Source organism: Bacillota bacterium (genome assembly GCA_018333655.1).
Lineage (GTDB): Bacteria > Bacillota > UBA994 > UBA994 > UBA994 > BS524.
Genome location: JAGXTJ010000044.1, coordinates 70243 through 94292, shown reverse-complemented (window position 1 = coordinate 94292; position 24050 = coordinate 70243). Strand labels below are relative to the sequence as shown.

29 protein-coding genes are annotated in these 24050 nt (G+C 53.7%); 1 reads left to right on the top strand and 28 read right to left on the bottom strand.

What is annotated here, in order from left to right; genetic code table 11:
- Window positions 1-47: 47 nt before the first annotated feature.
- The 22 genes from KGZ92_08520 to KGZ92_08415 all read right to left on the bottom strand — a co-directional run bounded on the left by KGZ92_08520 (window position 48) and on the right by KGZ92_08415 (window position 14861).
- Window positions 48-848 carry a TlyA family RNA methyltransferase gene (locus KGZ92_08520; protein ID MBS3889312.1) on the bottom strand — a complete coding sequence of 267 codons (801 nt, stop codon included), beginning with the start codon at window positions 846-848 and terminating at the stop codon, window positions 48-50.
- Entirely contained in the window at window positions 838-2682 is a 1845-nt protein-coding gene (gene dxs, locus KGZ92_08515; protein MBS3889311.1) for a 1-deoxy-D-xylulose-5-phosphate synthase, read from the bottom strand. The genes KGZ92_08520 and dxs overlap by 11 nt, the downstream gene beginning before the upstream one ends.
- 30 nt (window positions 2683-2712) lie before the next feature.
- On the bottom strand, window positions 2713-3153 hold the full coding sequence (locus KGZ92_08510; GenBank protein ID MBS3889310.1) for a divergent PAP2 family protein: 441 nt from the start codon (window positions 3151-3153) through the stop codon (window positions 2713-2715).
- 15 nt (window positions 3154-3168) lie between these two features.
- Window positions 3169-4089, bottom strand: coding sequence for a polyprenyl synthetase family protein (locus KGZ92_08505; protein ID MBS3889309.1), 921 nt, complete (start codon window positions 4087-4089; stop codon window positions 3169-3171).
- Complete coding sequence (locus tag KGZ92_08500) at window positions 4043-4267, bottom strand: exodeoxyribonuclease VII small subunit (protein MBS3889308.1); 225 nt, start codon at window positions 4265-4267, stop codon at window positions 4043-4045. The genes KGZ92_08505 and KGZ92_08500 overlap by 47 nt, the downstream gene beginning before the upstream one ends.
- A complete protein-coding gene (gene xseA / locus KGZ92_08495; GenBank protein MBS3889307.1) occupies window positions 4264-5463 on the bottom strand; it encodes an exodeoxyribonuclease VII large subunit in 1200 nt (399 codons plus the stop codon). The genes KGZ92_08500 and xseA overlap by 4 nt, the downstream gene beginning before the upstream one ends.
- The gene (gene folD / locus KGZ92_08490) at window positions 5456-6322 is read right to left on the bottom strand and encodes a bifunctional methylenetetrahydrofolate dehydrogenase/methenyltetrahydrofolate cyclohydrolase FolD (protein MBS3889306.1); all 867 of its coding nucleotides are present in this window, start codon (window positions 6320-6322) and stop codon (window positions 5456-5458) included. The genes xseA and folD overlap by 8 nt, the downstream gene beginning before the upstream one ends.
- A 7-nt stretch (window positions 6323-6329) precedes the next feature.
- Window positions 6330-7286 (bottom strand): O-sialoglycoprotein endopeptidase, encoded by a 957-nt coding sequence (locus KGZ92_08485; protein ID MBS3889305.1) that lies wholly within the window; start codon window positions 7284-7286, stop codon window positions 6330-6332.
- Window positions 7283-7699: a transcription antitermination factor NusB gene (gene nusB / locus KGZ92_08480; protein MBS3889304.1), complete on the bottom strand. Its 417-nt coding sequence runs from the start codon at window positions 7697-7699 to the stop codon at window positions 7283-7285. Before nusB ends, KGZ92_08485 begins: the two co-directional genes overlap by 4 nt.
- 68 nt (window positions 7700-7767) lie before the next feature.
- The gene (locus tag KGZ92_08475) at window positions 7768-7986 is read right to left on the bottom strand and encodes a DUF2273 domain-containing protein (GenBank protein MBS3889303.1); all 219 of its coding nucleotides are present in this window, start codon (window positions 7984-7986) and stop codon (window positions 7768-7770) included.
- A gap of 8 nt (window positions 7987-7994) precedes the next feature.
- The gene (gene amaP, locus KGZ92_08470; protein ID MBS3889302.1) at window positions 7995-8528 is read right to left on the bottom strand and encodes an alkaline shock response membrane anchor protein AmaP; all 534 of its coding nucleotides are present in this window, start codon (window positions 8526-8528) and stop codon (window positions 7995-7997) included.
- Between the two features lie 24 nt (window positions 8529-8552).
- Window positions 8553-8930, bottom strand: a complete 378-nt coding sequence (locus KGZ92_08465; protein ID MBS3889301.1) for an Asp23/Gls24 family envelope stress response protein — start codon at window positions 8928-8930, stop codon at window positions 8553-8555.
- Window positions 8931-8991: 61 nt separating this feature from the next.
- Entirely contained in the window at window positions 8992-9513 is a 522-nt protein-coding gene (locus tag KGZ92_08460; protein MBS3889300.1) for a SpoIIIAH-like family protein, read from the bottom strand.
- 13 nt (window positions 9514-9526) lie between these two features.
- Window positions 9527-10129, bottom strand: coding sequence for a hypothetical protein (locus KGZ92_08455; protein ID MBS3889299.1), 603 nt, complete (start codon window positions 10127-10129; stop codon window positions 9527-9529).
- A 12-nt stretch (window positions 10130-10141) separates the two neighbouring features.
- A complete protein-coding gene (locus KGZ92_08450) occupies window positions 10142-10678 on the bottom strand; it encodes a stage III sporulation protein AF (GenBank protein MBS3889298.1) in 537 nt (178 codons plus the stop codon).
- Between the two features lie 11 nt (window positions 10679-10689).
- On the bottom strand, window positions 10690-11877 hold the full coding sequence (spoIIIAE, locus tag KGZ92_08445) for a stage III sporulation protein AE (GenBank protein MBS3889297.1): 1188 nt from the start codon (window positions 11875-11877) through the stop codon (window positions 10690-10692).
- Window positions 11878-11884: 7 nt separating this feature from the next.
- Window positions 11885-12229 (bottom strand): stage III sporulation protein AD, encoded by a 345-nt coding sequence (spoIIIAD, locus tag KGZ92_08440; protein ID MBS3889296.1) that lies wholly within the window; start codon window positions 12227-12229, stop codon window positions 11885-11887.
- Between the two features lie 43 nt (window positions 12230-12272).
- A complete protein-coding gene (locus KGZ92_08435) occupies window positions 12273-12473 on the bottom strand; it encodes a hypothetical protein (GenBank protein ID MBS3889295.1) in 201 nt (66 codons plus the stop codon).
- A 14-nt stretch (window positions 12474-12487) separates the two neighbouring features.
- On the bottom strand, window positions 12488-13018 hold the full coding sequence (locus KGZ92_08430) for a stage III sporulation protein AB (GenBank protein ID MBS3889294.1): 531 nt from the start codon (window positions 13016-13018) through the stop codon (window positions 12488-12490).
- The gene (gene spoIIIAA, locus KGZ92_08425; protein ID MBS3889293.1) at window positions 13012-13863 is read right to left on the bottom strand and encodes a stage III sporulation protein AA; all 852 of its coding nucleotides are present in this window, start codon (window positions 13861-13863) and stop codon (window positions 13012-13014) included. The genes KGZ92_08430 and spoIIIAA overlap by 7 nt, the downstream gene beginning before the upstream one ends.
- Window positions 13864-14006: 143 nt before the next feature.
- Window positions 14007-14294 carry a hypothetical protein gene (locus KGZ92_08420; GenBank protein MBS3889292.1) on the bottom strand — a complete coding sequence of 96 codons (288 nt, stop codon included), beginning with the start codon at window positions 14292-14294 and terminating at the stop codon, window positions 14007-14009.
- Between the two features lie 66 nt (window positions 14295-14360).
- On the bottom strand, window positions 14361-14861 hold the full coding sequence (locus KGZ92_08415) for a cob(I)yrinic acid a,c-diamide adenosyltransferase (protein ID MBS3889291.1): 501 nt from the start codon (window positions 14859-14861) through the stop codon (window positions 14361-14363).
- Between the two features lie 167 nt (window positions 14862-15028).
- Here KGZ92_08415 and KGZ92_08410 point away from each other — a divergent pair, with 167 nt between their 5' ends.
- Window positions 15029-16465: a phosphomannomutase/phosphoglucomutase gene (locus KGZ92_08410; protein ID MBS3889290.1), complete on the top strand. Its 1437-nt coding sequence runs from the start codon at window positions 15029-15031 to the stop codon at window positions 16463-16465.
- 54 nt (window positions 16466-16519) lie between these two features.
- Here the strand turns inward: KGZ92_08410 and KGZ92_08405 are convergent, their stop codons facing one another.
- From KGZ92_08405 to KGZ92_08380, 6 genes are all read right to left on the bottom strand, one after another.
- A complete protein-coding gene (locus KGZ92_08405; GenBank protein MBS3889289.1) occupies window positions 16520-17689 on the bottom strand; it encodes a SpoIIE family protein phosphatase in 1170 nt (389 codons plus the stop codon).
- On the bottom strand, window positions 17686-19320 hold the full coding sequence (locus KGZ92_08400) for a PAS domain-containing protein (GenBank protein ID MBS3889288.1): 1635 nt from the start codon (window positions 19318-19320) through the stop codon (window positions 17686-17688). Before KGZ92_08400 ends, KGZ92_08405 begins: the two co-directional genes overlap by 4 nt.
- Before the next feature lie 2 nt (window positions 19321-19322).
- Window positions 19323-19568, bottom strand: a complete 246-nt coding sequence (locus KGZ92_08395) for a (2Fe-2S) ferredoxin domain-containing protein (GenBank protein ID MBS3889287.1) — start codon at window positions 19566-19568, stop codon at window positions 19323-19325.
- Window positions 19569-19943: 375 nt separating this feature from the next.
- Window positions 19944-20480, bottom strand: coding sequence for an NAD(P)H-dependent oxidoreductase subunit E (locus KGZ92_08390; GenBank protein ID MBS3889286.1), 537 nt, complete (start codon window positions 20478-20480; stop codon window positions 19944-19946).
- A 15-nt stretch (window positions 20481-20495) separates the two neighbouring features.
- A complete protein-coding gene (locus KGZ92_08385) occupies window positions 20496-22220 on the bottom strand; it encodes a [FeFe] hydrogenase, group A (GenBank protein ID MBS3889285.1) in 1725 nt (574 codons plus the stop codon).
- Between the two features lie 20 nt (window positions 22221-22240).
- Window positions 22241-24031, bottom strand: coding sequence for an NADH-quinone oxidoreductase subunit NuoF (locus KGZ92_08380; GenBank protein MBS3889284.1), 1791 nt, complete (start codon window positions 24029-24031; stop codon window positions 22241-22243).
- Window positions 24032-24050 lie beyond the last annotated feature (19 nt).

Below are 24050 nucleotides of genomic sequence, written 5' to 3'. Positions count from 1 at the left end.
TGTGCAGCTAGCACAAGTGATGTGCAGCTAGCACAAGTGATGTGCAGCTAGCACAAGTGATGTGCAGCTAGCACAACTTTCTCGACTTCAGCGACTACTTGGTCTGCTTTGCCAAGCCGCCACCAGCCGAGAAATTCGATATTGCCTTCTGGCCCACGAAGAGGTGAAAATGTCAAGCCACACAATCCCCAGGATAGTTCTCGAGCACTCTGCAAAACACTTTCTAGCACAGCGATATGTACTTTTTCTTCCCTTACTACCCCTTCTCCCCGGCTCACAACCTCTTTGCCGGCCTCAAATTGCGGCTTAATAAGGGCAATGACCTCTCCACCCTCACTAAGCAACTTGTGGAGGACCGGAAGCACCAAGCGCAAAGAAATAAAGGAGACATCAACCAGGGCCATGGCCGGGACGTAGGGAAGGTCTGCCCTTTCTAAGTAGCGCACATTGGTCTTTTCAAGAACTGTCACGCGCGCATCTTCGCGCAATTTCCAAGCGAGCTGCCCCTTGCCCACGTCTACAGCGATCACACCACTGGCCCCATGCTGCAGGGCGCAGTCCGTAAATCCCCCCGTTGAGGCACCAACATCTAGCACATACTTGCCGGCAAAGTCGATGTTAAATGCAGCTATGGCTTTCTCAAGTTTAAGACCACCGCGTGACACGTACCTCTGCGGCATGGAAACGGTTACTTCTGCTTCCTTAGGGTAGGCATGACCACATTTGTCACGGCGCACGCCAGCGACTGAAACCAAGCCCGCGGCAATGAGAGCCTGCGCTTTTTCGCGTGTCTCGGCCAAGCCTTTGGACACTAACAAAACGTCTAAACGTACTTTTTTAATCTGCATGGCGACCTACCAAAGCAACAATGCTACCAGCAGTGAGTCCTGCTCGCTCGAGCAAGCGAGCGCGAGACGCCTGGCCGACAAAACCATCTGTAAAGCCTAGGCTCCTAACTCTCCCTAAGTAGCCAGAGCCAGCCAAGGCCTCCTGCAAAGAGGCCCCAAAACCACCTGGCAATACATTGTCTTCCACCGTTACTACCAAGGGTGTCCGATGGGCGAGGGCGACTAGTTCCGTTGGCAAGGGCCACACCTGCGGCGCATAGTACACGCCCACCTTCCTGCCCCCTTGTCTGATGACTGCAGCGGCCTCGAGACACTCCTTGACTAGTGGCCCTACACCAACAAGCAGCACCAACGGCCCCTCGTCTCCTTGGTAACTGCCGGTGAGAGAGCTAGACAAGCCATACTGCCCCGCTTCGTCCCGCGGGTAACGCAAGGCCACTGGGCCATGCGCTTGCAGAGCTTCACCGAGTAAGTAGGCAAAGTCATCGCCTCCGGATGGCGCCAAAATAGTCATGCCGGGTATGGTACGCAAGTAAGACAAATCATAAATGCCATGGTGAGTTTCGCCATCTTCGCCTACCACGCCAGCCCGGTCCAGACAGAAAACTACCGGCAACTTTTGTAGGCTGACATCATGCAGCACTTGATCGTAAGCGCGCTGCAAAAAAGAGGAGTAAATGGCCACGATAGGCTTGGCTCCCCCTGCTGCTAGCCCTGCGGCAAAGGTCACAGCATGTTGCTCAGCAATACCCACGTCATAAAGACGAGCAGGATACCTCGTAGAAAATTTACCTAGACCAGTGCCCTCTTGCATGGCAGCCGTAATGGCTACAATGCGGCTGTCGGCTGACGCCTTAAGGCAGATGGTTTCACCAAAGAGCTCGGTAAAACTTTTTTGTCCGCCGTTCGTGAGACGAGCCCCCGTGGCGATATCAAAGGGCCCCACGCCATGAAATTGTTCCGGACGACTTTCGGCAGGCGCGTAGCCCCTGCCTTTTTTTGTAACACAATGCAAGAGAACGGGACTTCCGATCTGCTTGGCCTGTCGCAAAGCTGCCCGCAAATCGGCTATGTTGTGGCCATCCACAGGGCCAAGGTAGGTAAAGCCGAGCTCTTCAAAGACCATGCCTCGCACGACAAGGTACTTTAAGCTGCTCTTAGCACGCAGGATAAGTGAAGCCAGCAGGGAACCGACACGAGGTATGCCCTTGAGCACTCCCTGCACTTCTCTTTTTGTCCTCTGATAAAAAGGCAGGGTGCGGAGTGCGGCGAGGTACTTAGAAATGGAGCCCACATTTGGGGCAATGGACATTTCATTGTCATTTAAAATGACAATGAGAGGCTTGTTGAGGTGCGCGGCATGGTTAATAGACTCCCAGGCCATTCCACCCGTCAAAGCGCCATCCCCTATGATGGCCACTACATGGGCTACTTCGCCCTTCATGCGCTTCGCCTCAGCCAAGCCTAAGGAAGCAGAAATAGAAGTTGTGCTGTGGCCAGTATCAAAGGCATCGTGACAACTCTCACTCCGCTTAGGGAAACCACTCAACCCACCCTCTTGACGTAGGGTAGCAAATTGTTGCCTTCTCCCCGTGAGCAATTTATGGGCATAAGTTTGATGCCCTACATCCCATACCAATAAGTCTTGCGGCGTCGAAAACTCTCTATGTAAGGCCACGGTAAGCTCAACCACGCCCAGATTCGATGCCAAGTGCCCGCCGGTCTTAGCCACACCGGCAATAATCTCCTGCCTAAGTTCCGCGGCCAGAGCGCGCAATTCACTGCCACGTAGCTGCTTCACATCTTCAGGGCCACTAATCCTCTCTAAAACCATGGTTCCTCCTTGTAGAACGGCTTTGATGCACTACTGCCATCCACCCACGACTAAACCCAGTATCGCCCCAGCTAGTACCTCTAGCGGTGTGTGTCCCAACAATTCTTTAAGTGGAATTTCGGAGACATGACCGTTCAAGCGCGATTGAATGATGATCTTATTTAAGGCCTCCGCATGTTTGCCGGCGGCTTGACGGACACCTGTGGCGTCATACATCACTATGAAGGCAAAAATGAGGGCAACCGCGGTGTAGGAGCTGGCGAAGCCCTCTACACGAATTACAGAGGCGACCAAGGAGCTGGTGATGGCCGAATGGGACGAAGGCATGCCACCTGCCCCATAAAGTCGCTCCCAACTAAAGTAGCCGGACTTCCACCAGGCCACGACAACCTTTAGGCCTTGGGCTATGGCCCAGGCCAAAAGTGAGCGATACAATATGGGATTAGACGTCAGATTCTGAAGCCAAGGCATAACAAGCCTCCCTACCTATTTGTTTTTTGTCAAGCAGATATCGGCAGCCTGACGCAGCATTTCACTGCCCCCTAGCGAGCTCAGAGCGTCATAACATGCCGCGTGGCACTTTCTTAGTTTTTCTTCGGCTCCCGCTAACCCTAAGACCGAAACATAGGTCAGTTTACCCGCGGCGCTGTCCTTGCCCGCGGTCTTACCCAAAACTTCGGCACTCTGTGTTGCATCTAAAATATCATCGCGAATCTGAAAACCTAAGCCCAAGTGGGCCGCATAGCGTGTCAAGAGAGCTAGCTCGCTATCAACAGCGCCTGCCAAAATGGCCCCCATCCTCACCGCAGCGGTGATTAAAGCCCCCGTCTTGTGAGAGTGTATGTATTCTAAGGTAGGCAAGGGAAGGGCCAATTCTTTGTTCTCAGATAATATATCTACTACCTGCCCCCCTACCAAACCATAAGTGCCAGCCGCGAGGGCTAATTCTGCTGTGGCTTGCAAGACTTTGCTCGCGCTATGAAACTCTGGCAAACGGTTGACCATTAGCTCAAAAGCTAGGGTTAAGAGCGCGTCTCCTGTCAAGATGGCTATCGCTTCGCCATACACCTTGTGGCAACTGGCCCTGCCCCGCCTAAAATCGTCGTCGTCCATCGCTGGCAAATCGTCGTGCACCAGAGAGTAAGTGTGGATACACTCAATGGCCGCGGCTGCCGGCATAATACTAGTGGCCTTGCCGCCAAACATCTGGTATGTAGCTATCGCCATGGCCGGACGGAGACGTTTGCCACCACTAAAAACGCTGTAGCGCATGGCGGCATGAATGGTGGCAGGGTGCTCCTTTTCGCCGGGCAAGTATATTTCTAGCGCTTCATTTACTAAATGAACGTAGTGCTTAAGATCAAATGTTTTCACTGCTGACCTCAGGTAGGAAAGGCTTCCGCTCATCCTTGACCAGAATTTCGACTTTTTGTTCCGCGTGTGAGAGCGCCGCTTCACAGATGGCGAGCAGTCGCACACCCTCCGCGTACATCTCGAGCGCTTGTTCTAGGGTCACTTCGCCATTTTCCAATCTAGATACGATGGTCTCTAGTTCTTGCAGGGCCTTTTCAAAGGTCATCGTCATTCTCCTTTCCCTGTCACTACAGAAACAATAGTGCCTCGCAGTAAAGTTGTTTCTAAATGGTCACCGATGCTTACATCGGCTTCCGCCCTGATGACCCTACCAGACGAGCTACGCGTTACCGAGTAGCCTCTCGCCAACACATTGAGCGGGCTGAGCGCCTGTAGGCGAGCGGCTTCTGTACGCATCCGACTGCGTTCCTTAGCCAAGAGAAACACCACCGACTGCGTTAGTCGCCGGGCGAGTTCTCCGCGCCTTACTCTGTGCTCTGTGATGCGCTGCCTAGGTGAGGCGTAAGCCAAGCGAGAGGATAAAACGTCGATTTGCTGGCGCCACAAGGCTCGCTTCCTCTCGATACCCCGCGCCAAGCGGCCGCTCTGGACTCCTACTTGTCGCAGTAGGTCATCTATATCGGGCACCACCAGCATGGCTGCAGCCGAGGGCGTCTCACCCCTCTGGTCGGCCACGAAATCGGCAATGGTGAAATCAGTCTCATGTCCTACCGCAGAAACAACGGGGCACACACAATTCGCTATCGCCCGGGCCACAGCCTCATCGTTAAAGGCCCAGAGGTCCTCTATAGAGCCACCCCCCCGGCCGACAATGGCGACATCTACATCTGGGTAGTTTTGCAAACTGGCGAGGGCAGCGACAAGGGAGGGCACAGCTAAAGCTCCTTGCACAATGACCGGTATCACTAAAACTGTAGCTAGGGGCCACCGACGCCCTAGCACCTTGACCATGTCCTGTACCGCCGCACTAGTAGGAGAAGTGACCAAGGCCACCACACGCGGAAAGCGGGGTAGCTTCCTCTTACGGCTCGGGCTAAAAAGCCCTTCCGCCTCAAGTTTAGCCTTTAACTGCTCATAGGCGGCATAAAGTGAACCAAGTCCATCAGGCTCTAGCTGATCGGCATAAAACTGGTAAGTACCATCCCGCTCGTAGACGCCAATACTGCCTCGCGCCATAACCCTCATGCCATCGGTAGGGCGAAAACGCAGGCTCGGCGTCCTGCTCCGCCACATGACGCAGCGCACGCTGCTCTGGTCATCCTTTAGCGTAAAATAGCAATGCCCGGAGGAATGCGCCTTAAAGTTGCTTACTTCCCCCGTCACCCAGAAGTTCTTAAGGAGCGCACTCCCTTCGAGCAGCTCTCGCACCAGGCGAGTCAAATTATGGACAGAAATAGCCTCAAGCATGCTGCATTTTTGCCGCCTCAAGGGTGTTCTTAAGCAACATGGCGATCGTCATCGGACCTACGCCGCCTGGGACAGGCGTTATGTATGACGCCACCTCTGCCACGCCCTCGTAATCTACGTCACCGACCAAACTTTTACCCACGCGATTCGTGCCCACGTCGATAACGACAGCGCCAGGCTTGACCATATCCTTGGTTATCAAGTTCACTTTGCCGACGGCCACTACCAAGACATCAGCTTGACGGGTATGAAACGCCAAATTTTCTGTGTAGCGGTGGCAAATGGTCACGGTAGCGTCGGCCAGCAGGGCGAGGGTTGACATCGGCTTGCCGACGACATTGCTGCGCCCTACGACGACCACATGCTTGCCCTTCAAATTGTAGTCAATCGACTTTAGCATCTCCATAACCCCCGCTGGAGTACATGGCACTAACGAGCCAGGCAGCCCTAAGTTCAGCAAGCCGACATTCATGGGATGAAAACCATCCACATCTTTGTCGCGCCGAATCGCCCCGAAAATCGCCATCTGGTCGAGTTGGCGCGGTAACGGTATTTGTACTAAAATTCCACTGACCGTAGGGTCAGAGTTTAGCCGCGCAATGAGAGTCATCAACTCCCCTTGCGAAATGTCGGCAGAGAGTCGGTAGGCATGCGAGGCCATGCCCACATCATGGCAAGCTTTTTCTTTCATGCCCACATAGGTAGCCGAAGCTGGGTCACTCCCTACCAAAACAACCGCTAAATTTGGTTTGTAATCTAGCGCGGCGATCTCCCTGGCCACATCTTCACGAATACTCTTGGCTAGCGCCTTGCCATCAATAACTTTTGCCAATGTACGAACCCCCTCACAGTCTTTCATTGAGATTTTAACACAAATGACCCCTGCTCCGCATTCTATCTAAACCCAAAACCGCTATACCCACCGCATTATCCCCCGCTAAATGGGGCGGGGCCAGCACGAACTCGCGCCGGCGCAGGCGAGCCATCAGGCGCTGCCTAATATGTGTGTTGGCCGCGACCCCCCCACAGAGAAGAACTTTCTCTTTACCTTCCCCGCGCTCACGCAGCACCTTCTCTAAAGAGTTACTGATGCAACGAAAAACGCCTAGAGCCACAGCTCCTTTATCCTGGCCTCTATCTAGCGCACGCAGGGCATGAGAAGCTGGCCCCGAGAAGCTAATCGAACCTGCCTTTACCGCAGAAGGTATGGGTAGTGGCTCGCCACCCGCCAAGGCATAGTCGGCGGCAAGTTTGTCCATGGCCCTACCACAAGGGAAAGCTAAACCCATATGTACACCCACGCGGTCGATGAACTGCCCGGCATGCAAATCACTGCTCTCGGCAAGCAGGGCGATATCGAAGCCCCCCTCTAGCTTCGGAGTAGCCTGTAAAACATCTGTCGTGCCCCCCGAAATTTGCACGGCTACAAAAGAGGTACTAATCATACCGTGGTGGAGTAGTGCCGCCCGCATATGCCCTTCCTGATGCGAAAATTCGATGAGGGGCACATTTAACACTCGTGCCACCGTGGCGGCAAAGGCCTGTCCCGCCAGGAACACAGGCATGTATGAGCCCGACTGAGGGGTAGGGCGCGTGGCTACAGCCACCGCGCTAATCTGCAGGCTGCTGAGCTCACCTTGTTGCAATACCTCTGGCCACTGACGTACATGCAAAAATAGGGCGTCAGTCTGCCTGAGCCCTACATCGCCTTCCTTGACAGGCAAGAGTTGGCGGGAATCCACAAGAACATCGCCGCTAGCCGACACCATGGCCAAGGAAGTAGTGTAGTTGCTTGTGTCAATGCCTAGGACGGCCGACTTCATGTTTGTACCCAGCCAAGACTACTCGCTACACTGCCCAAAATGCCGTGGATAAAGCGACTAGATTCCTCCGTGCTGTATTCTTTGGCGAGCTCAAGTCCCTCATCGATAACTACGCTTACTGGTGTATCGTGGGCATTAAGGAGCATCTCCGCGATCGAAAGTCGCAAAATAGCACGGTCTACACGTGCCAATCTATCTAAAGACCATTCTTCGGCAAATTGGCTGATCAGGCCGTTAATCTCGTCCCATTTTGCAGTGGCCATGGCTACCACAGTGCGGGCATAGGCCTCATCTTTCTCCGGCAGTGCCGTCACTTCGAGTGCGAAGTAAAGGGCGTCTTTAGCGCTCATCTGCCCGACTTCTAACTGAAACAGCGACTGTAGGGCCGCCTCCCTTGCGTTGCGTCTACTCAAAAAAACACTCCCCTGTTTGACGTGTTAACTTAATATACCATGAAAAAACCACCTCTAAACAGGTGGTTCTAGTCAACGGGCGGCAGCACACGCTCTAAGAACGCGCGAAAATCTTCGTCGCCGTCAAACCGCACGCCGATGTAGTAGCCAACCACTCCGCAGACCACGACAAAGGCCATGCTCCAAAACCCTAAAAAAATCCACATCAGTGCCAACACGATACCAAGGGTAGTGCCGATAAGTCTGCCCCGGTAAAGCAGCAGTAACTGCCTTAAACCACTATTCATGTCAACACCTACTGCAACCTATGCTTGGGGGCAGGTGACATTTCCACCACTAGCACTTTGACGGCAAGGACGGTAACCCCCGTACTTACCTCTAAATTGCGCTTGACCTCTTCTTGGAGGATGGTCGTCAAAGTAGGGATATGGCTACCCTGCGCCACCGACACCTCAAGAGAAACTTGCAGGCCCGGTTCGCCAAGCTGCACTCTGGCTTTCGCCGTATGCACACCGCGGACATTTTGGGCCGTGCGGAGCGCCAAATTGCGCACAGCACTCACAGCAATACGCACATCACCAAGCTCGCCTTGGTGGGTTATGGCAGCCTTGGACGGACGATCTCGGCGCAAGCCTGACACTAAGAAACGCACGCTAAAAACGAAGAAGTAAATCGCAACCGGGATCAGTTCCCACCGAGTCAGCAGGAGCCCGAGATCCTCATAGCCCCAACCTGGGGGAAAATTAAGGTATGCTCCGACGACCAAGAGCGTAACAACTGCGACTGCAAGGGTGTACAAAGACAACATTATGCGATCAAAGATATTCACCCGACAGCACCCCCTTCTCGATGCCTAACTCGATAGCGCTTCTTCTCTGGCTTCTTGAATAATGACCGATTGAATGTGCACATTAACTTCGACTACTTGCAGGCTAGTCATGGTCTCAATGGCGTTGCGCACATTTTCTTGAACCCGCTGTGCCACTTCAGGAATCTTCACGCCGTACTCGAGCACAATGTATAAATCTACAATTGCCTCTCGCTCACCTATGGTCACCCTGACACCCTTGGATAGGTTGCTTTTGCGGAGCATCTCTACGAGCGAGACACCACTCATTCCTGCCACTCCTGGCACTTCGCTTGCCGCTAGGCCAGCGATAGCACCGACTACATCAGGCTCTATACGCAGAGTTCCCACTTCGTATGAGCCATGTTGGAGAGCTTTCTCCAAGACAAATCACCTCCTAAGGTTACGGGCTTATTATACCAGAACCTGCAAAGACGGTACAACGTTATTTGCGGAAGCGCACCCTAATGTTCTGTAGCCTCACTCCGGCTACACTGCGAATGACATCAGCTATGCCAAGTGCCTCTACTTGAGTAAGGGAGGGGGCGCGCACAATGGCCTCTGCTGAGCCACTGCCAAAAAAGATAACGGTATCGCTAAAACCCTGCCCGAGGATTAAGCGCTCCACTTGCATCTCTGTTTCCCTGATGCTGCCGATGTTTATTAGCTCCATTTGGGCCTTGCTGCGAGCTTCTGGCGTGCTATTGACATTGCTAACAATCTCACGCAGCAGCTCTATGCGCTCACTTCGTTCACGGGCCCTCTCCATACGGTGCTCAGCAAAAAAATCTCGTTCGGGTGGCGTGACGGGGGCCACTACGGGCAGGACTTCACCTACTTCTAGAGGCTCAAGTTTGCTGACTGTGCGTGGCGGGGGTGAAAGCCATGACAAGGTGTAGTACATCGCTCCGCCGACCACTCCCACCGTCAAAAGAAATTTCGCTAACATCTTCTTATCGATCAACATCGTTCTCTACCTCCTATTTTCCTGGTAATACTTGCACTTTATGCGCGGGTAACGAGAGAATTGTTTGTGCCGCTCGCATTAAGGACTCCTGAATCCTAGCATCTTTCGCCCCGGTGGCGACTATCAATACCCCCTTGATGCGCGGCATAAGTTCGGTAGTGACCACAATACTTTCACCCCCCCCTACGCGCGACATCACCGGTTGAGAAGACATTATCTTCTCCTTCGTCATATTGCTTACACCTGTCCCATCTCTTTCCTCGGTGGTGCGCGTAGTTTGCTGTACATTGACAGCTAACTGCTGGTCGAAAGTGGTTCCTAAGGTGAGCATCACTGTCACTTGCCCAACCCCTTGCATTTGGGAGAGGGTGAGAGCTAGTTGTCGCTCCAGGCTTAGTTGGTACTCCTCCACACTAGCCCACTTACTAGGCAGCACTTGCTCGGTGCTCACCGTTCCCCGGTCGGCAGGCGCGCTTGGCGGGATAAACATCCTTATCGCTAGGAGCAGCAGAATGATGGCCAAGATCATCTGTGCCCTTCTATTTTCAGCTAACTTGTACAGCGAGGCCGCCAAAGTAGTCTCCCAAGCCGCCGGGCGATTTAATTCCTTTGCCAAGTCGTAACACTCCTATCTGGTAAATTCTATGGCTATGTGAGCCTGTTCTATGCCGTAGACCTCAGCCAGTCGCTCCTTGATGTCGCTGTTTAAGTGTGCCTCCTCTGCCCCGCCCGGCAAAACACTGGCATGCACCTGTATAGTCAGCAAAATAGCGGTCGGACGGCCAAAATTAGCGCTCCCCTCTGCTTGTTCAAGGCTCACTTCCGCTTGCGCGGTGATGACCTCCTTATGCTCTGCCGCCAGTTCCGAGATACGGTCCTCCAGTATCATTCTGTAAGTCAGCCAGGTCGATTGGGCCGAGAGTGGTTCATGGACCATAAGCCTCCTGTCGCTTTCCGCCTCCGCCTGGGCTAGCATGGCAGCTACATTCAGTTCATTGTCTAAAATGTGCTTGACTGGGTTCAAAAGAAGCAGCAACAACATCAAACCCAGTGCGTAATCGACATAGCGCTTTTGCGGCCCACTAGGCAGCGCCATATCTACTACCAGGGCCAAAACTAGTAACACCACAATATCCTGCACCCACAGGCGCAAAAACTCCATCATGCTTCTGCCCCTCACCTAATTGATAACGTAGCATTGCCCGCGCCAATAACGATGGTAATCAATATAAAGAACATGATACCCACCGTAATGAGCGCCCCTGCCAACACGGTGAGTATGCTTGCCAAATTGCTCAAGGCCTCGGCCACCGGGGTAACACCCATGGGCTGGATAATGGCTGCAGCCAGGCGGTAAATAAAGACTACGACTAATACTTTAAGAGCCGGCATAGCGCACAGGATAAACACAGCAAGTAGACCAGTTATACCGATCCCGTTCTTAAGGAGCAGCGAAGCCCCGGCCACCGTTTCAAAAACGTCGGCGAACAAACCACCCACTACAGGAATAAAGTTTTTCACTGCATATTTCGCCGTGCGCAGAGCAATGCCATCGGCCACACCAGCAGCCGTGCCCTGCACCACACTGAGACCGACAAAGACGGTAAAGGAAATGCCGAGAATGGCGATACTCAAGTCTTTTAGTAGACTGGCTAGTTTGCTGACCTGCACTTTATCGGATAGAGCATTAAGCAAAGTGAGAATCCCCGCGAAATAAATAAGTGGTATCACTAAATTCCTGACCACTGTGCTGACAGTCGTCGCTGTTGCCGCGACTAGCGGATGAAAGAGCGCCGCCGAACCTGCGGCACCTAGCGACACTAGGAGTGATAACAGAACTGGTAGCAAGCTATAAAGAAGGCTTATCATAAGCTCTACCGCATTCATCACCTCGCGGGTCAGTAGAGAGAAACTCTGCAAAACGACGCCCACTAGCACTAAAAAACAGACGCCATAGGCGGCATTGCCGACGCTGCCCCCAAAACTGTCCTGCATTTTTTTCATCAGCACGCAGAGCATCGCTACAACAATAATCCTCCCGAGAAGAGAAGTTTGCCGCGATACTTCCCCCAATGCAAAACGGCTTAAGTTGATAAGCACTTGGCGCGGGTTCAGCCCCCCACTGCCCCCCAAGCCCAAAGTCAGACCCTCTATAGTAAGCTCAGGAACAAACCCCGCATACTCTTCTTCCACATCGCGCAGCACCTCTTCGAAAGAGTGCAAATTGAGTTCACGCAGTTGTTGATTGAGTACGGCGTCAAGTTCTAGCCCACCTGCTTGCTCCGAGCCGTGGGCCTGTGGAGCTAGGCACAGTAGTAGTAGCAAGGTCAACACGACGCCTAAAAGTATCTTTATCCGTCTCATTTCTACCTCAGGGAATCAGCCGCAACAAAGTCTCTAGTATCACTAGCACCAAGGGTACCGACAGACCAAGGATAATCAGCTTGCCGGCCAGCTCCACCTTGGCGGAGAGAGCGTTCTCGCCGGCATCTTTGCAGAGCATAGCTCCAAATTCAGCCACAAAGGCAACCCCCATAATCCTAAAAATTGTGTTAAGATGTAGGCTCCCAATATCCGCCCTTTGCGCTACTTCTTCAACTAGCGCCATGACCACCGCCATGCGACTTAGTAGTGTCATCATCAGCGCCACCGAGGCCACCACTACGAGGACTAGTCCTAGTTCAGGTCGGAACTGTTTTAAGATCAAGGTCGCCATCGACACTGCCACCGCTAAAATCACAAAATGAAAGATACCCATTTTAGAAGTGCATCAGTGTTTGTATGGCCCGAAACAGGGCCACCACCTGGTACACCAAGTAGGTGAGAACCATTACTACGCCCGTTATCATCACCAGCCCTGCTGACTCTTTGCGGTCCCAATTGTAGAGCAGATTATAGATAATCCCTAAAGCTAGCAAAAAGGCTGTCATTTGCATCATGTCTCTAAAGTTCATCTCCATATAGGACCCCCCCACTACAAGATGATGATAACGACGACCACCCCAATGAGAAACCCAAGATACCGCCACATGCGCACATTGCGGCTGGCTTCATCTGTTGCGGCTACATGCAGGGCGTGCAGCCGCTGGCAGGCTAAGAGCAAGTGTCGCTCTTGGTCTTCTCTACTGCTCACGCCGAGGACCTCCCCTAGGGAACGCAGCACTTCGAGATCAGGCAGTAGTAAGGCCGAAGAAAACTGCAGGCCTTCTAGCCCCCTGGCCCAGGCCTCATTTACGGTCATCATCTCAGAAATGCCAGTACCCACCTCGGCAAAAAACTCGGCGATAGGTTGGGCCTGCGTTTTGCCCACCCCGCTTAAGGCTTCAGACAATGGTGTAGCCGCATAGACGATCTCAGTCAGCAGCATTTCCACGCCGGTGCGAAGGCTCTGCAGCTGCCGAGGACGATCGGCATAATTTTTGGCGATGCCAAAGCCGATCATGGCCGAGCCAGAAAGAACCAAGCCAAAGCAGGCCACGCTTAAGATAAATCTTAGGTCTAACATCCTGCTGACAAGGGCTCGCCAACATACTCAACAGTGCCAGGGCCACAGCGGGTACTCATGATGACCACCCTCTGGAACAAATTTCTCCCCATGAGCGGCGCTAATTGTGGGCGTCGCGCTACATCACCCAAATTGGCACCATGCGCGGTGGCCAGCACCCGTACCCCGGCATTTAGGGCCTCTTCAATGGCCGCTACGTCTTCGGCGCGCCCTACTTCGTCGGTGACGAGTACATTAGGCGATAGAGCGCGCAGAGCCATCAACATGCCCTGGGCCTTGGGGCAGGCATCTAGAACATCAGTCCTCCTACCCACATCTAACTGCGGCCTTCCTTGGTAGCAGCCAGCGATTTCTGAGCGTTCATCTACCACACACACGCGCTGGCCGCCATCGCTCACTTGCCGCACAATATCCCGCAGCATTGTTGTCTTGCCACCTTGTGGTGGAGAAATTAGTAAGGTGTGGTAGGGCACCCCCCCTGGGTCGAGCAAAGAGGACAGCAAGCGGTCGGCACAACCCGGCACAGTGCGCGCCACGCGCAAACATAGGGACGATATGTCTTTTAGCCCTCTCACTTTGCCCGCGCCGTCCTGCAGCACCTTGCCGGCAAATCCCACGCGATGCCCACCCGGCAGTGTTATGTAGCCCTGCTTGAGTTCCTCTTCAAAGGCATAAAGCGAACTCTGCGAGAAAGCAGCCACCAGGTGCTTAATGTCTCGACTTGTGGCCGTTAGGGGTAGCAGTCTCTCTCCACCTCTCGCCACGATTTGCAGTGGTTTGTCCACCCGCACACGTAGTTCGAAAAACAACAGCGGGCTCAGTACTTCGTGCCAGGAAGACGGCATATACCTAAGGAGGCTAGTCCATTCACTGCTTGGTGTCTTGTCCACGTTTTCACCCGCCCTTCTGATTACATTACTATGAACAACCTCTCTCCTTTAGGACAATACTTCCCTAAAACAAAAAGCGCCCCCGGGGGCGCCTATGTTTATTCTGGGCAAGTTCCATGGCTCAGGGGGCAGAGCATGTATATCTCCTCTTGCTCTGTTTCTTCGGCAAAGTCTTGCTGCAGGCCGTACTGCGACATCAACTGAACATATTGTTCTAGTAACTCGCCGGTGATTTCGGTGAGTTCCGTGAGACAGGCGACAGTTTCGAGCAGCAGTACATCTTTGTGGTTCTGACTGCTCTCTGCCTGTCGCCCGACATAGGCCTTCAAGCTCTCCGTGCGGCTCTTAAGCTCCTTAGTGCGCCACTCTACAGCATGTCTGTCCACAACTCGCCCCCCACAACAGTTTCTCGCCTAGCTTGCCCCAGCGAAACATAGGAGATACCGCACCCTTTATTCTTCTATCCCCACCTGGGCCGGTATTCCCTTCCGCCAGTGGTGACGAACCTCTCGCACTTCACTTATCAAGTCGGCCACATTTTCTACCATCTGGCTTAGGCCACGCCCGGTGAGCACAACTGTCATCTGGGGTCTGCGGTGGTGTATGGCAGCCACCAATTTTTCGGCCGAGACGAGCCCATAGTCAATCGCTACATTGACCTCATCAAGCACCAGCAAGTCAATATCGCTCGCGAGCAGGTCTAGGGCTTGGCGTAAACCCTCTGCAGCCAATTGCTCGTCCTCAGGGTCAGGGTTACTTTGGTCGACGAAAACGTCTCTACCGTAGCGAAAAACATCGACACCCGGCAAAAATTTTCGCATGGCCTCTACCTCGCCTGTGGGCTGACCTTTCATAAATTGCACAAAGGCTACCTTGTGCCCATGACCTACCGCCCGAAGTACCAAGCCACAGGCTGCCGTAGTCTTGCCCTTGCCATTTCCAGTGTACACCATCACTATACCTTTGCGTTCCACTTACTACACTCCCTCACCTAAGCCTAATTCCTTGGAGACATTCGCCATCTTGTGCATCGCTTCTTCTATGCTCAATGTTGCAGTTTGGTTACAAAGTTCCACCAAGATAAGGTTACTTCCTTAAAATAGCGAAATTGATAAAGATAATGCGCCATGAGAGGGGTTTTTTCGTGCCAGTTAATCCACTTATCTTTCGCGAATACGACATCCGCGGTCATGCAGAAAGTGATCTCCACCCCGCCGCACTTAACGAACTTATCCGTGCCGTGCTCACTTACTTTGCCCTACAAGGCCACCGTGAGTTTTTGCTCGGGCAGGACTGCCGCCAGAGTTCTCCACGCATTAGTCAGGCCATCCTAGCACTAGCAGCGGAGTATGGCATGAAGGTCACCAATCTAGGCTTAGTGACCTCCCCCGCCTTCTATTTTGCCTCCAAGCACCTTAAAATTGAGGCCGGGCTGATGATAACTGCCAGCCACAATCCCCCTCCCGACAATGGTCTTAAAGTGCTCCTCGGCAGTAGCACTATCTATGGCAGCGAGATTCAAAAAATACGCGCCCTGGCCGCTACACTACCACCGAGCGAGGTAGCCGCCACCACACTAGAGCCTGTGTCGCAAATCACACACCTCGAGTACAATATCGAGGACGCGTACCTGTCCACCCTGCGGCACAAACTCCCGCTAGGACCGCGCCGCTTAAAAGTCGTTGTCGATTGCGGCAATGGTAGCGCAGGACCGCTTACCGGTGCCTTCCTCGACACCTTAGACTTAGATTACATCCCCCTCTACTTTACCCCAGATGGCGCCTTCCCCAATCATGAGCCCGACCCTGTTAAGCCCAAAAATCTTGTCGCCTTACGCCGCCGAGTACTCGAAGAAAAAGCTGACTTCGGGGTGGCCTTTGACGGCGACGGTGACCGCATCGGCGTGGTCGATGACCGCGGAGACTTTGTCTGGGGTGACAGGCTCATGATTCTCTTCTGGCGCGAAATACTCCCCAAGTATCCCGGCACTCTTTGCTTGGTAGAAGTGAAGTGCTCCCAGGCCCTTGTAGATGAAGTACAACGCCTCGGCGGGCGTCCGGAGTTTTGTAAAACAGGCCACAGCCTCATTAAAGCGCGCATGAAGGAGACTAACGCCGTCTTTACGGGTGAAATGTCGGGGCACATCTTTTTTGCCGATGAGTACTACGGCTTTGATGACGCTCTCTACGCCTGCGGCCGCCTGCTACGCATCATGTCTAATACCACAAGCAAATTATCAGAGCTACTGGCTGATGCGCCACAGTACCATACGACGGCCGAAGTGCGCATTCCTTGTCCCGACACCGAAAAGTTTAATGTCGTAGAAATGCTCCGGCAAGAATTCGCCAAGCACTACGAAGTCATCACCATCGACGGTGTGCGCGTCCTCTTTCCCCACGGCTGGGGCCTCTTTCGTGCCTCAAACACAGGCCCAGTAATTGTCACCCGTTGCGAAGCCAAGACAGCGTCTGACCTAGACCACTACATTAGCTTAATGTCAGACGCCTATGCCAAATTCGACCCTGGAACAACTATCCCCTGGGAAATGGGAACTTAAGTAAATTTGCCCCCAGAAGCATTATGCTTGTGGGGGTTTTTCGTCACTGGCGGCTTAAAAATATTCCACTACCACTTCTTTGCCGAGCAAGCGCAAGTAATGCGCCAAGTCAGTGGTGAGTTGGCGGCGTAAGCCGAGTTGTGGCGCTAAGTGCTCGATATGCGCGGCATTGACCGCACAGCCCACGAGAAGCAGCACATGTGTGCAGTGGTTCATGAGGAGATCGGCTAGGCGCGACGCGCCATCCTTATTTTTGAGCAACTTACTGTCTGAGAGGTCCCCCTGCGCTAGGGCGAAGCTGCGTATGATGGCGAGCGCGGCGGTAAGGGTGAGCATCCCTTCAGTGACCAGGTCTATGCCGGGCATAGTAGCGATAGGTGGTACGTCTTCGTCCATAGTGCTAATGGCCGTCGACACAGTCACATTTAGGCGTCGGGCGACCATTTGTGCCGTTGTTCCCCCACAAATCACTTTGATGGCCGCTAGAGACATGAAACGGTCGACGACCATGTCGTCAAGGGCCATGTTTTGTGGCGGACCCGTAAGTAGCGCCAGGTGCTTGGGCAAGCCAGCGCGAAGACCGACGATAGTCGCGTCATCACCTGGTCGGCCGGCATAGAGATGATGGCAAGTGTTAGCCAACGAGCTGACCATACCGCGCAAACTAGTGTTCTTGCGGGCCAGGTTGGCGACATAGGCGGCCACATTCGCTAGGCGCCAGCCCATGTTAAGACTCGTGCCAATGCCGGCATGAATCACGCCATCGGAGATAAAGAGCACCGTATCCCCTTGTTGCAAGTTAAAGTGGCTCTCAAAAATGGCTTTGCCAAAGACGAGGCGCTCATGGCGCGGCAGCAGCAGTGACTCTCCCCGCCGCAGAAAAATGGCCTCGGGGCTATCAAATTCGGCCAGGTAGCATTCTCCACTGGGCTTTATCTGACAAATCGTCAGGGTGGAGTACGCCACACCGCGCTGACTACATACCGGCAGGGTCGCGGCCATGGTGGAGATCACTTCATCAAAGTGCACGCCTTCTTTAAGCATGGAGGCGGCTATTTTTGTCGTCAGTGTAGAGAGAATATTGGCTTTTACCCCGCTACCAAGACCATCGGCGAGGGTAATAATGATGTTCTCGGGGGTGCGGACGATTTCGACATGGTCGCCACACAGCTCCTCACCCCACTTGTGAAGTTGTCGCGAAAAGGTCTCGAAGTAGAGACTCATTTGGCGTCGCCCTGCACTACCTTCATCAGTTTTAGGAGCAATACTTTACTCTCGGCCGTGGTCTCGCCTAAGAGGCTCGCTATCTCCTGCGCGACGCGCATTTGCTTGTTAATTACTTCTTGCGCGCGCTCAATGGTTTCTTGCCTCACTTTAAGCAGGGCTTGACCCTGCTCCTCAAGACGGGTGATGTCTGTATAGATGCCCATGGCTAACTCACCACCCTTGACCAAGGAGGCGGTGAAAAGAGTGACTACACCCGGGATAACGCTAATTTTTTTGCCCGGTATAGAAAAAGAATTTGCAAAGAGAGCCGCATAGTCTTCGGCGGGAAGAAAATCGGCGATATTTCTATGAAGCGCATGTGCCTCCGGAATGCCAAACAGGCGCTCCGCCGCGGCATTCCACTCCCTAATATGCAGTTCTCTGTCCACTAAGATGACGGCATTCGGTGTAGAGGCGAGGATAAGATTGGCCAGAGACTCCGCCTTAGTACGCATGTAGGGAAGGCACATCTCAAGCTCTGCACGGCCATTTACCACCGCAAGGGCCTTGTCACGGCAAGTATGGTAGCCGCAAGCACCGCAGTTATACTCTGTCGCTTTGTCTGCTTTACCTAAGAGGTTAAGCACATCGGCCACGGCGGCGTCGCTAGGCGTGTTGCGCAAAACTGGCTGGGGCAAGAAGTGTCTGCGTAGGGGCAGGGCGCTATGTACTCGCCCCTCAGGCAAAGTAACCAGCATGGCGCGGCGCTCCGAGAGCGTGAGGTCGCGGCAAAAAGCGGCCGGCCCCCCTAGGCAGGAACCGCGACAGGCAGACATCTCGACAATGCCTCGCGGAGTCGTCTCTCCCCTTTCCACGCGCCGCAAAAAACCCCATAGATCGCTAACGCCGTCAACTGCCAGCACCGGAACATCGACTGCCGACGCGAGCCCCGCCGGTACAGGAAAGTGCATCAGCCCTTGCGCAGAAAAAGAGAGGCTGGCATGCTCGCGGTCAACTGCAGGTGAAGTCTCTGCCAACAAAGGCAACACCTCAGCGAAAGTGAGGGCTGCAGCCATGTGCGTACTGCCTTGGGCCTCCGTCTTTTTGGCGGCGCAAGGGCCAATGAAGACCACTTTGGCCTTATGGGTCTCCTTAAGCCAGGCGGCATGGGTGAGCATGGGCGAGGCCACAGGGGCGAGATGCGAGGTAAGCGTAGGGAAAAAACGGCAGACAAGTTTGACCGCGGCAGGACAGGCGGTCGTAAGCACCCAGCCCTCGCGTAGAGCGGCTTCGTTGTAGGCGGCGGCGACTGGCACTGCCCCCCAGCTCGTAAGGCTGACACCGGCGAAACCTGCCCGCATAAGCCTAGTCTCCCATTCCAGCAGAGTGTACTTGCCCACCGCGGCTGCGGGTGCAAGGCTGGCCCACAAGGGCGTGACTCCTTTGAGCAAATTGCGTACAACCTCTATGTCGCTACGAATTTCGCGAGCCTTCTGCGGACAGTGGGCGAGGCATTCGCCGCAAGACAAGCAGTCATCGTCAATTATGGAAGCCTGGCCACGGCGTATAGAGGTGGCCTTTACTTCGCAGGCGCGGATACAGGCATAGCAGCTCTTACAATAACCTTGTCGTACTTGTATTGCTCCCACGCTTACGCCTCCTTTAGCATGTACAGAGCCATTATATCTGCCGTATTAGCAGGAGTAAGGCGCGGCAAAGGGTGCCCGTCGAGGTCGGCGGCCACACCTTCTAAACAACGGTTGAGACAAAAGTGCCCTTGTAATTCCACCTGGGCAGCGAGGCCGTGCCTGGTAATAAAGTGCTCAATAGCCTCGGCAACTTTGTGGGCACCGCGCAGGTAGCAGGAGCTACCGACGCATAATGTTATAACGCGCATAGTGCAACACCCCGGTTCAAGAGAATAGAAGCAAGAAGCAAGAAGCAAGAGAATAGAAGCAAGAAGCAAGAGGCAAGAGAATAGAAGCAAGAGGCAAGAGAATAGAAGCAAGAAGCAAGAGGCAAGAGATAAGAAGCAAGAGAATAGAAGCAAGAGGCAAGAGAATAGAAGCAAGAAGATAGAGGCAAGAAGCAAGAAGCAGGAAGCAAGAGAATAGAAGCAAGAAGATAGAGGCAAGAAATAAGAGGCAGGAAGATAGAGGCAAGAAATAAGAGGCAGGAAAAGAGGGGCGGGGAGTTAGGGGTGGAGTTACTATAATTATAGCTCTAGAACAAAGATTGTGACAGAGGGCGTGGGCAAGAAAAAAAGGACTGGCTAATTGCCAGTCGCTAAAGCTTGTTGACGGTCGCGGTACTTGGTGATGATAGAAGGAACGCGGTCCGCGCCGATATTGCCGTAAACGTCCTCGTTCACTGTTAGTACGGGGGCGAGACCGCAGGCCCCTATGCAGCGTGATACTTCGAGGGTAAAGAGACGATCGGGCGTAGTCTGGCCGACTTTAATGTCTAGTTGCTTCTCAAAGGCCGTCACCAGCTCGCCCGCGCCGCGCACGTAGCAGGCGGTGCCCATGCAAATGGCAATGCGGTACTTGCCGCGCGGCGTGAGAGAGAAGTAGGAGTAAAAGGTAGTGACGCCGTACACATCGGTGAGGGGAATGTTAAGTGTCTTGGCCACATAGCGCTGTACTTCCTCGGGCAGGTAGCCGAAGATCTGCTGCGCTTTATGCAGAATCATGATGAGGGCACCCTCAAGCGACTTGTGTGCGGCTATGACTTGGTCTAGTTCGTCAAACTTAGGATCACGCGCCCCATCGCAGCCTGGACAGGTGTGGCATTTTTTTTCTAAAGTCATGTACTGCACCCCCAATTAGTAGCGCGGACGCTCTTGGTAATGTGTGTGAAGTAGGTCGTGGGCCTTGTGTCCGTTGGGCTCTCCGAGAAAAGTACGGTAGAGCTCCTTAATGGCCGGATTGTCATGGGCCTTGCGCACACGCTTTAAGTGGTCCTGACGGTATAGAGCCGAGGCTCGTTTCTGTTTGATATCGGCGTCCTTGCTAAAGGGCTGTCCACCGCCACCAATACAGCCGCCCAGGCAGCCCATAATCTCAATAAAGTGGTAGTGCGCCAACCCAGCCTTAACCTTTTGCAGAACTTTCTCTGCTTGACCCAAGGAGTTAACAATGGCTACTTTTAAAGTTAAACCATTGAGGGGTACTTGCGCCTCTCTTACGCCGCCAAAACCACGCACCGCATGAAACTCTACTTCATCTAGCTCTTTACCGGTCTTAAGCTCGTAGACGGTGCGTAGCACTGCCTCGGTGACTCCGCCAGTCACACCAAAGATGGTGCCTGCGCCAGAAGACATACCCAGCGGCAAGTCAAATTCGCTGTCCGGCAGGTTGGCAAAATCAATGCCTGCTTCTTTAATCATGGACGCGAGTTCCCTAGTGGTAAGGACCGCATCTACATCCTGGCTTCCGTTACGACCCATCTCGCTACGGCTGGCTTCGAACTTCTTGGCCGTGCATGGCATGATAGCGACATGAAAAATGTTCTTGGGGTCAAGTCCATTGCGCTCGGCGTAGTAGGTTTTGACCACCGCCCCAAACATCTGTTGCGGCGACTTGCAAGTAGAGACATGAGCCAGCATCTCCGGGAAGAAAAGCTCAGCGTAATGGACCCAGCCAGGGCTGCAGGAGCTAATTTGCGGCAAATTCTCGTTCTTTTCGAGGCGCGAGAGGAGTTCGTACCCTTCTTCCACGACCGTGAGATCGGCGGCGAACTGGGTGTCAAAGACTTGGTCAAAACCCAGTCTGCGCAGAGCCGTGACCATCTTTTCCGTAACCAGGGAGCCGGGGCGCATATCAAACTCTTCGCCTAGGGCAGCGCGCACAGCAGGGGCTACCTGCACGACAACATGCAAGTTCTTGCTGGCCAAGGCCTTCCATACTTGTTCGCTGGCATCTCTTTCACGCAGGGCCGCTACCGGGCACACTTTAATGCACTGCCCGCAGGAGACACAGGGGCCTTCAGCTAGCCCATGGTTAAAGGGTGTGGTGACGACAGAGTGCGAGCCGCGGCCGGAGAGACCAATGGCCGATACTTTTTGCGTATGCTCGCAAACGCGCAGGCAGCGACCGCAGAGAATGCACTTATTGGGGTCGCGCACGACGGCGATACTGCTCTCATCTAGTGCTAGCTGGCGTTTTTCGCCCTTAAAGCGAATCTTACGCACATTGAGCTGATGCGAGAGGTCTTGTAGCTCGCAGGTGCCGTGCCGAGTACAGACGAGGCAATCTTGGGGATGATTGGCGAGTAGAAGTTCGACTATGGACTTGCGGGTTTTGCGCACCACTTCAGAATTCGTTCTGACCACCATGCCACTCGTGGCGGGATAAACGCATGAGGCGGCCAGAGTCTTCATACCCTCAATCTCAACGACGCAAATGCGGCAGGAACCCTCTAGGCGCAGTTCAGGATGGTAGCACAAAGTGGGAACATGCACGCCAGCTTTTCTTGCGGCATCGAGAACTGTGGAACCGGGGTCTACCTCAACCGGGGTACCGTCTATAGTTAGCTTAAGTCGTTCCATGCAAATTCTCCTTTCCGTGGCTAGCGTACGATGGCTTTAAAGGGACACTTAGGTACACAGGCGCCACACTTAATACACTTGGCATTGTCGATAGCATGCACTTGCTTGAGGCTGCCGGTTATGGCGTCTACAGGACAAACCTTCTTGCACAGAGTGCAGCCTTTGCATTTTTCGGAAATGATGCTGTATGTCAGGAGAGATTGGCAAACGCCCGCCGGACATTTTTTATCCACAACATGCGCCAAGAACTCATCGCGGAAAAAGCGCAGGGTGGCGAGTACCGGGTTAGGAGCCGTCTGACCTAGGCCACAGAGAGACGCGCCCTTAATCGTCTCGGCAAGTTCCTCCAGCAGGTCGATGTCCCCACTCTGCCCATGCCCCTTAGTAATACCCTCTAGTATCTCTAGCATGCGCTTCGTACCTTCGCGGCAAGGCACACACTTGCCACAAGATTCCTCCTGGGTAAACTCCAAGAAGAAGCGCGCCACATCGACCATGCAGTTACTTTCGTCCATAACGATAAGTCCGCCAGAGCCCATCATGGAGCCTACAGCGATAAGGTTGTCGTAATCAACGGGGGTATCCAAGTAAGACGCGGGCAGGCAACCGCCCGAAGGTCCACCCGTCTGGCAAGCCTTAAAGGCCTTTTTATTGGGGATACCGCCGCCAATATCGTAGATTATTTCTCGCAGGGTGATGCCCATGGGCACCTCTACGAGGCCGGTGTTATTAATGTTGCCGGCAAGGGCAAAGACCTTGGTTCCTTTGGACTTCTCCGTGCCCATGGCGGAAAACCACTCGGGACCCTTGGTAATGATTTTAGGGATATTGGCAAAGGTCTCGACATTGTTAATGAGTGTGGGCTTGTCCCATAGTCCCCGCACCGCAGGGTAAGGAGGACGTGGCTTAGGCATGCCGCGCTTGCCTTCGATAGAGGCCAAGAGAGCCGTCTCCTCGCCGCAGACAAAGGCACCCGCGCCTAGGCGTATAGACAGATCAAAGTTAAATTTCGTGCCGAAGATGCCGCTGCCAAGAACACCCAATGTGCGCGCGTGCTCGATAGCAATAGCCAGTCGGTTTACCGCTATGGGGTACTCGGCTCGCACATACACATAGCCCTGACTAGCCCCAATGGCGTAGCCAGCGATAGCCATGGCCTCGATAATAGAATGAGGGTCGCCTTCCAGAATACTGCGGTCCATAAAAGCCCCTGGGTCGCCTTCGTCGGCATTGCAGACGACATACTTAATTGGGCCTGCGCTGCGCGCCGCAAACTCCCACTTGAGACCGGTAGAAAAACCACCGCCCCCGCGTCCGCGCAAACCAGATTGCTTAACAGCATGGATGACTTCAGCCGGGGTCATCTGGGTAACGACTTGGGCGAGAGCCTGATAGCCATCCACCCCGATGTACTCCTCTATGCTCTCCGCGTCGATCGAGCCGCAGTTAGCCAAAGCTACGCGCTGCTGCTTCTTGTAAAAGTCGATATCAGTAAAAAAAGCGGTGGGCTTGGGGTTTTGCACGTCGCGATAGAGCAAGCGCTCCACCATGCGCCCCTTCAAGAGATGCTCGTTCACTAATTCGGGAGCATCTTCCGGCTTAACATGGCAGTAAAAAGAGCCCTCGGGGTAGACCATGACGATGGGGCCGATTTTACAGAAACCAAAACAGCCTGTTTCTACTATCTTTACTTCTTCTTCGAGTCCTAATCTGGCGATTTCAGCCTGCATCGAGTTCTCAACGGCTTTACAGCCAGAAGACGTACAGCCGGTACCAGCGCAAACAAGAACATGAGAGCGTATATAGGCCATAACAGCACCTCCTATCGTA